Annotated in this window: 5 protein-coding genes and 4 pseudogenes; 3 read left to right on the plus strand and 6 right to left on the minus strand. The window is 65.7% G+C overall.

What is annotated here, in order from left to right:
- Positions 1–482: Na+/H+ antiporter NhaA (locus QOI01_RS15355; RefSeq protein WP_526382316.1), on the minus strand; the 482-nt coding region annotated here is incomplete at its 3' end.
- A gap of 91 nt (positions 483–573) precedes the next feature.
- A pseudogene (locus QOI01_RS15360) lies at positions 574–870 on the minus strand (Rv2686c family ABC transporter permease subunit); the annotation flags it as partial.
- 3 nt (positions 871–873) lie between these two features.
- Between QOI01_RS15360 and QOI01_RS15365 the strand changes: the two are divergent.
- Together QOI01_RS15365 and QOI01_RS15370 are read left to right on the plus strand one after the other, a co-directional pair.
- Positions 874–1,070 (plus strand): annotated as a pseudogene (locus QOI01_RS15365) (hypothetical protein); the annotation flags it as partial.
- A 38-nt stretch (positions 1,071–1,108) separates the two neighbouring features.
- Positions 1,109–1,580, plus strand: a pseudogene (locus QOI01_RS15370) (Rv1443c family protein).
- Between the two features lie 93 nt (positions 1,581–1,673).
- Here the strand turns inward: QOI01_RS15370 and QOI01_RS15375 are convergent.
- Both QOI01_RS15375 and QOI01_RS15380 read right to left on the minus strand, forming a co-directional pair.
- On the minus strand, positions 1,674–2,576 hold the full coding sequence (locus QOI01_RS15375; RefSeq protein WP_526382318.1) for an SAM-dependent methyltransferase: 903 nt from the start codon (positions 2,574–2,576) through the stop codon (positions 1,674–1,676).
- 253 nt (positions 2,577–2,829) lie between these two features.
- Positions 2,830–3,248: pseudogene (locus QOI01_RS15380) on the minus strand (transposase); the annotation flags it as partial.
- Between the two features lie 555 nt (positions 3,249–3,803).
- Here QOI01_RS15380 and QOI01_RS15385 point away from each other — a divergent pair.
- Positions 3,804–4,334 carry an ethanolamine ammonia-lyase reactivating factor EutA gene (locus tag QOI01_RS15385; protein WP_526382319.1) on the plus strand — a complete coding sequence of 177 codons (531 nt, stop codon included), beginning with the start codon at positions 3,804–3,806 and terminating at the stop codon, positions 4,332–4,334.
- Between the two features lie 425 nt (positions 4,335–4,759).
- On the opposite strand, the gene QOI01_RS15390 is transcribed toward QOI01_RS15385, so the two are convergent.
- Together QOI01_RS15390 and QOI01_RS15395 are read right to left on the minus strand one after the other, a co-directional pair.
- Positions 4,760–5,974 carry a class I SAM-dependent RNA methyltransferase gene (locus tag QOI01_RS15390; protein ID WP_526382321.1) on the minus strand — a complete coding sequence of 405 codons (1,215 nt, stop codon included), beginning with the start codon at positions 5,972–5,974 and terminating at the stop codon, positions 4,760–4,762.
- Positions 5,974–7,965, minus strand: coding sequence for an amino acid permease (locus tag QOI01_RS15395; protein WP_526382323.1), 1,992 nt, complete (start codon positions 7,963–7,965; stop codon positions 5,974–5,976). The genes QOI01_RS15390 and QOI01_RS15395 overlap by 1 nt, the downstream gene beginning before the upstream one ends.
- Positions 7,966–7,991 lie beyond the last annotated feature (26 nt).

A 7,991-nucleotide genomic window follows, 5' to 3' on the forward strand; every position in this document is an offset into this window, starting at 1 on the left:
GCCAGCACGGCCAGCGCGAACGCGATGTCGGTGGCGATGGGCACCGCCCAGCCGTCGAGGTTCTCGGGGTGGCCCGCGGCCAGGTTGGTGCCGACGTAGATGGCGGCGGGCACGATCATCCCGCCAAGGGCGGCAGCGATCGGCAGGGCCGCACGCGCAGGGTCGCGCAGGTCGCCCGCGACGAACTCGCGCTTGAGTTCCAGTCCCACCACGAAGAAGAAAATCGCCAGCAGTCCGTCGGCGGCCCACGACGCAAGGGTCAGCCTCAGGTGCAAAGCCTCAGGGCCGAACGCGAACTCCGACACGTCGCGGTAGACGTGCGACCACGGGGAGTTCGCCCACACCAGCGCCGTCGCGCCTGCGATCAGCAGCAGCACCCCACCAACGGTCTCGCGGCGCAGGATCTCGGCGAGCCGGTTGGCCTCCGACCAGGAGCCGCGCGCCAGCAGTCGCTGACGGATGCGGTTCCTTCGACTGCTCATGGCCTTCTCCGGGATCGGCATTCGACGTCGCCGACCAGGCTTCCCGGCACACCGACGACCAATTTATCAGCGACCCGTTCTTGGCGACCCCGTTCTTGGAGAGGAAGCGGCGAAACAGCGGTACGGCGACGGCCACGTTGTAGACGATGCCGACGACGACGTACGGCCACCAGATGCCATTGTCGCTGGCCACCCAGAACGCCTTGGCGGCCCAGTACGGCGGCAGCAGACCGAAGGCGAGGTTCCATCCGGACTGGATGAACCACGGCAGGCAGGGCAAGCCAGCGATGAGCATGCCCAACGCGCGGACCGCAGCAAGGCCCTGAATCTTGTTGCCCGCCACGGCCAGGATCAACAACATGCTCACCACCGCAGACAGCCCGGCCAGCTCCTCTACACCAATCAGAACGTCGTTCTCGCCCCGCTGGCGGCCGCCGAGGCGGGGATCGCCGCCACCGGGCACGACAGCCTGGCCCGGCACCGCCTCACCCAGATGCGCGACTTCTACACCTTCCTTCTCGCCGAATTCCCGCGTTGCTGGACCGTTGGCACGAGCAGTCGCTTGCGGCGCGGTCGGACGCTACGTAGGCCCCATTCGAGGACCGCAGTCGCCCAGGCTGAGCACCATGGCGTCGACCAGGGGAACTACCGTCATTGAACGTGAGAGCGTCGTCGATGCTCCCGCCGACGAGGTGTGGCAACGAGTCGTCACGCCCGAGGGCATCAACGACGAACTACGCTCCTGGATGGCGATGTCGATGCCGCGCGGGGCTGAATCGATGACGGTCGACAACGCCCCGATCGGCAGAGCCTGGCTGCGCCTGTTCGGCGTGTTGCCCTTCGACTACGACCGGCTCACCATCGTCGAGCTGCAGCCGGGACGTGCATTCCGTGAGGAATCGACGATGCTCAGCATGCGCCGATGGCAACACGAACGCAGCGTTACCCCGACGGCAGCGCCAAAGCCGTTGTCCACGATCGCATTACCTTCCACCTGCGGGCAGGGCTCCGTCTCGCCACGCCGGCGGTCGCGGCCGCCGTCGGTGCGCTGTTCGGCACCGGCACCGGCGACTGCAACGGCACTTCGCCGCGGGTTAGCGCGTGAGCACCGTGGAGCCATGCGCCTGACCGCATCACGAGACACGCCCAACACGCTGACCGACGTCCGGCATCACATTAGGGGGACACGCCCTAATCGAGATGTGCGGTGACCGCCACCACTTTGCCCATCGGCGCGTCATCTTCCGGAGTCGGCAAACCGTACTGTCCGAACAGGCTCACACGCGTCTGCTCGGCAACGCTCCAGCCTTGGGCGGCAAGGTAATTCCGTACTGGGTGGCGCTCGCCGCTGTAGATGAGTCGGGCGGTGTCGATGTCGATGCCATTGACCCTCCAGCGAGCGTCAGCGGCTGTTCGTCGACTCACTTCGTCGAGATAGTCCGGGTGATACTCGGTGGCAAGTCGCGATTGTGGGGCACTCAGCGACGTAATGGTGTCGAACAGGTGGTCTTGGGCGTCCGGCGGAAGATACATCAACAATCCTTCTGCACTCCATGCCGTCGGCCGTAATGCATCAAATCCTTTTCCGCGCAGCGCTGCTGTCCAATCGTCGCGAAGATCGCACGCGACTGGCCGGTGGCTTGCCAGCGGCGCCACGCCCAGCCCGGAGAACACGCCCGCCTTGAAGGAAAGAACGCTCGGCAGATCCACTTCATAGATGACGGTCCCCTGCGGCCAGGGCAATCTGTAGGCGCGCGAATCCAGGCCGGCCGCCAGTATCACGACCTGGAGGACACCGGAATTCGTGGCGGCGGTGAAGAACTCGTCGAAGAATCGGGTACGCACGGCGAACGAATCGATCGTGGGTTGCAGCCGCAAGTCACTGCCGAGTCCGGCGTCTGCCGGGGGCGTTCCGAGTTGGACCATGCGGCTGAGGGATTCAATGCCGACCGCCTCAACCAGTGGCGCCGCCCATGGGTCGTTGATGATGGCGTGTGGTTGCCGGGTCGCCACAGCCCGCGCCGCGGCAACCATCGTGGCCGTTGTTCCCACGCTGGATCGGAGGTCCCAGCTGTCGTGATCAGTACGGGTCATTTCATTCCCTGCTCAGTCAACTGCCTTGCGACACAGGATCGAAGGCGTACACAACAAGTTTTCGCCTCGAGACTCAGAACTTCCTGAGCGACGGCGTAGGATTCGCCGCGAGAATGGGGCAATTCGCCCGGCACAAGTCCGGTCAATCGGCGTGTTGGCGCCGCGGCTTGACGACTTACATCCCTGGGATGTCTACAGACAGCAGCCCCGCCCGGTTCTTGGTCTTTGTTGATCGTTGGATGAATTCGGCTGGTCAGGTCGGTTTGAGTCGGGTCAGAGCCAGCGTGAGTAGTTCGGCCCATGGGGCGTGTGCGGAGAGCCGGAGCCTGGTTCGGCGGGCGTGATGTGCGATGCGTGCGGCGATCGTGAACAGTCGAAGCCGCAGTCGTTTGTGTCCCGCCGCCGCGCGGGATGGCCGTGCAGCGCGAGCATCTGCATCCATGTGGTGAGTTCCATGGCGAGTTGCACGATCGCGCACCAGATCTGGTTCTGGCCGAAGCCGTGTAGCGGAAGGTTGTGCAGGCCGGTATCTTTCACGACGCGGATGCGGTCATCGCAGCGGGCGCGGCGGCGGTTGCGCATCTCGAGATCGGGCAGTTGCCCGCGGGTGAGGCGCAGCCGGGCGCCGAGGTGCGGGCGTTCTTTTCTCACGATCACCCGCATCCCGTCGGGTTAGCCGGCCAGGTCCAGCACGACTCTAGACACATCAGCCAGAGGCTCTATATCGTAATGGCCAAACCATTAACATTAGGAAGGCCTACGCGGGCGCGCTGCGCCATTTCTCAACCAACCGCTCGTTACATCGACGGGTAAGTGGGCGGCCGGGTCGCCCGGCCAGAGAGGGTCGTTCGATGCCTGAAAGCCTTGGCACTTATCGACTTTCGCCGCTCCAGCTCAAGGGCAGGCGAACAGAAGAATTGGCTTCGGTATGGCGGTCTGATCTTTATACCATGAGTGTTTACTATCACATCGGGGAGAGAGAACGGAACCCCGTTTATGCCCTTCAAAACGGCCGCCGCGCCCATCGCTGCGGCATCGGGCCAGGCTGCCCCGGTGCGCAGATGCCTATGCGATCAGGTGTCGGCGCCAACCTTCCTTCGCACCTCGTCATGTGATAAACATCATCCGTCCGATTGGTAAGTCCATAAGACCGTGCGAGACGATCAGCAGCAGCATCGCAGACGATCACTGCTAACGGACCCTTGACACCGTGCGCGAGGTAGGTAGATGAGGTACGTGGAGAAGACGACCGTCCGTGCGGAGATCACTCCGCCCACCTCATTCCCCGATGCCACGCCGGAACACGGCCACCCACCTGGGCATCACCGTGAGCCCGCGCGCGCCGCCGCGAACGCGGCAGCGGACGGACTCGAATGGCTTACTCTCCACTCGGCGGGCTTGGACGTCGGGTCGGCGACGTCGCATCTGACGATCTCGCGTGTGCTCCTCAGGCGGCGCGGGGAAGAGCTGTCGAACCAGTGGGTGGTTGTCGAGTGGACCGAGCTTTATCGATCAGGCGTTGCCCTCACCCCGTATCGGACCGACACGCGAATCGACGCCGACTGGCTTGAGGGCCTCTTCGATGACGCCTACCGCGGCGAGGGTTACCGATGGATCAACGGCCAGCGTGGGCCCGGCGTCGCCTACTGGTACGGGCGACTCTTCCCAGACTTGCTCGCCTGGGAGCGGCTCGACTCGAACGACGACCGCGGTGCCGGCAGTAAACCGTTCGCATTCAGTTCGCCGGGACCGACATGAGCGCACATATGTCGGTGTTCGCGCCGCGCACCTACAAGAAGGCTCATCGCCATGGCCCCGGCCGCGCGATCCTGATTCCCGGCGGGGAGGGCTACTCGGTCATGTGGCCAGAGGGTAGCGACATTGATATGTACGTGGCGCGCACGAGCCAAAGTGTCAACGGTCAGACTGGTTCCCGACTCGTCCCAGGCGTTGCCGTCAAGAACCCGTCAAAGACGTGCCTAGAGGCTTAGTCCAGTAGTGACTGCCTTGCGGTTGTCGCACCGCGTGGGAACGCACATTGTGCGATCAAATAATCTGTGGTGCAGTTCGTTTCCGGATTTGCAGGAGGCAGGGCTCCGTATCGCCACCCAGGTGGTCGCGGCCGGCGTCGGTGCGCTGTTCGCGCACCGGTATCGGCGGCTACAACGTCACTTCGCAGAGCGTTAGCGCGTGAGTACCGCGACGCACTCGACGTGGTGGGTCAGCGGAAACGAGTCGAACACCCGCAGCTCCTCGACTGCGTACCCGTGGCCGCGGTACAGACCGACGTCGCGTGCAAAGGATGCTGCCTCGCAACCGATGTGGATGATCCGCGGCACGCAGGCGGCGGCCAGCAGGTCGATGACCTCACGGCCGGCGCCGGTCCGCGGCGGATCGAGCACGGCGACGTCGGCACGGCCGGGCTGTCCGGTCAACGCGCGGCGCACGGAATCGGTGACCACTGACACGTGACCGAGGTCCGCGAGCGCCGCACGGGCCGCCCGCGACGAACCACGCGATGTGTCGACGGTCAGCACGTGCCCCGACTCACCGACCGATTCCGCCAGCACCGCAGCGAAAACCCCTGCGCCGCCGTACAAGTCCCAGGCGGTCATGCCGGAGCTGAGCTGCGCCCACTCCCGCACCAGAGCGCTGTACTCTCGTGCGGCGTCGCGGTGCGCCTGCCAGAACGCCGTGACCGGCACGGTCCACGTCCGGTCGCCCACTCGTTGCGTCGCCTCGTAATTCCCCTCGACCGCCTGGGTCGACGCCTTGCGATCCGAACGCGGCCCCGTCCGCACGACGTGCCGCGTCCCCTGGTCGTCCAATGCGACGTGAAGCTGCGCCCCCGGCGGCCACGTCGAAGCATCGAGACCCGCCAACATGCCAGCCGGCAGCTGCCCGCACGCGAGATCGGTGACCAGATCGCTGCTGTGATACCGGTGGAAGCCGGCGCGGCCGGCCTGGGGTCCTTGGCCGCCGACGTCCAGACGCACCCGGGTGCGCCAGCCCGTCGGGCCCGCCGACCCGACCACCTCGGCCTCGCCCGCCCACTCGTGGCCGCCAAGGCGCTCGAGCTGATTGGCCACCACGTCGCCCTTGAGCCGGCGCGCGGCCTGCGGGGTGGCGAAGGCCAGGTCGCAGCACCCCGATCCGTCGACTCCCGCGATAGGGCACAGCGAGTCGATGCGGTCGGCCGACGGTTCGACGACCTCGAGGACCTCGGCGTGCCAATGACTTCCACGCTGTTCGGTCACCCGCGCGCGGACCACCTCACCCGGCAGGGCGTAGCGGACGAACACGACGCGGCCGTCGTGCCGAGCCACACAACTCCCGCCGTTCGCCGGCGCACCGACGGTCAGCGTGAGTTCGGTTCCCGGGTCCTGCCCTATGGCCATCAACCGAGGAACCCGCGTCGCGCGTCACCGGGTGCGGACTGCGACTCGATGCTCTTCAGCCGCTCCGACGAACTCAGCTGCCACGGAACGGAGGTCACCATGACGTTCGGCTCGAAGAGCAGCCTCCCCTTGAGCCGCAGCGCGCTCTGGTTGTGCAGCACCTGCTCCCACCAGTGGCCGACGACGTACTCGGGGATGAACACGGTGACCACCGTGCGTGGCGACTCCTTGGTGATCCGCTTGACGTAATCGAGGACGGGACGGGTGATTTCGCGGTAGGGAGACGCGATGACCTTCAGCGGAACGCTGACGTCGCTGTCCTCCCACTTGTGCACCAGACGGTGCGCCTCCTCATCGTCCACGTTGACCGTGATCGCCTCGAGCACGTCCGGCCGGGTGGCCCTGGCGTAGGCGAGCGCGCGCTTGGTCGGAAGATGCAGGTTCGACACCAGCACGATGGCGTGGTTGCGGCTGGGCAGGACGACGTCGCCCTCCTCTGCGGCACGGGCCTCGAGCTCGCGGGTGACGGTGGCGTAGTGCTTGTGGATCAGCCTCATGATGAAGAAGAGAATCCCCATCGCGAGGATCGCGATCCAGGCGCCCGCGCGGAACTTCGTCACCACGACCACGACCAGCACGGAGCCGGTGCACAGCAGGCCGATGGCGTTGATGACCCGGGACCGCTGCATCCTGCGGCGCTCCACGGAGTCGGTCTCGGTCCGCAGCAGACGGGTCCAATGCCGCACCATGCCGATCTGGCTGAGCGTGAAGCTGACGAACACACCGACGATGTACAGCTGGATCAGGGCCGTGACTTCGGCCCGGAACGCCACGACGAACGCGATCGCGGCGAACGCCAGGAACAGGATGCCGTTCGAGAAGGCCAACCTGTCACCGCGGGTGTGCAACTGCCGGGGAAGGTAACGGTCCTGGGCCAGAATCGATCCCAGTACCGGGAACCCGTTGAACGCCGTGTTGGCGGCCAGCACCAGGATCAGTGCGGTCACCCCGGCGATCAGGTACAAACCGATCGGGAATCCTTGGAACACCGTGTTCGCCAGCTGCGTGATCAACGTCTTCGGGTGATAGCCCTCGGGAGCGCCGCCGAGCTGATCCACGCTCTCGACCACCTTGGCCCCGGTTTCCTTGGCCAACACGATGATCCCCATGAACAGCGAGACCGCGATGACGCCGAGCAGCAGCAGCGTCGACGCCGCATTGCGCGACTTGGGTTTCCGGAACGCGGGCACCCCGTTGCTGATGGCCTCGACCCCGGTCAGCGCAGCGCAGCCGGATGAGAACGCTCGCGCCACCAGGAAGATCATCGCGAAACCCAGGACGTCGCCGTGTTCGGACTTGACGGTGAATCCGGCTGTCTCGGCCTGTAGGTGGTCGCCGAGAACGAAGATCCGGAACAATCCCCAGCCAATCATGACGTACATGCCGATCATGAAGGCGTAGGTCGGAATGGCGAAGGCGGTGCCCGACTCCCGGATGCCCCGCAGGTTCAACGACGCCAGGAGCAGGATGGCGGCGACGGCGAACAACACCTTGTGCTGAGCGATGAACGGCACCGCCGACCCGATGTTGGACATCGCCGATGCCATCGACACCGCAACCGTCAGCACGTAGTCGACCAGCAGCGCACTCGCCACCGTGAGACCCGCCGTCGGACCGAGGTTCGTGGTGACCACCTCGTAGTCGCCGCCCCCCGACGGGTACGCATGCACGTTCTGCCGGTAGCTCGCGATCACGACGAGCATCACCGCCGCCACGGCAAGGCCGATCCACGGCGCCATCGTATATGCGCTGAGCCCGGCCACCGAGAGCACCAGGAAGATCTCCTCGGGCGCGTAGGCGACCGAGGACAACGCGTCGGAGGCGAACACCGGAAGCGCGATCCGCTTGGGCAACAGGGTGTGGCCCATGGCGTCGCTGCGGAACGGGCTACCGAGAACCAGCCGGCGCGCGGCGGTCGAGACCTTGGACACGAGAGCCAAGGGTAAGCCCCTAAGCC

The organism is Mycobacterium sp. (genome assembly GCF_032162605.1).
GTDB lineage: Bacteria > Actinomycetota > Actinomycetes > Mycobacteriales > Mycobacteriaceae > Mycobacterium.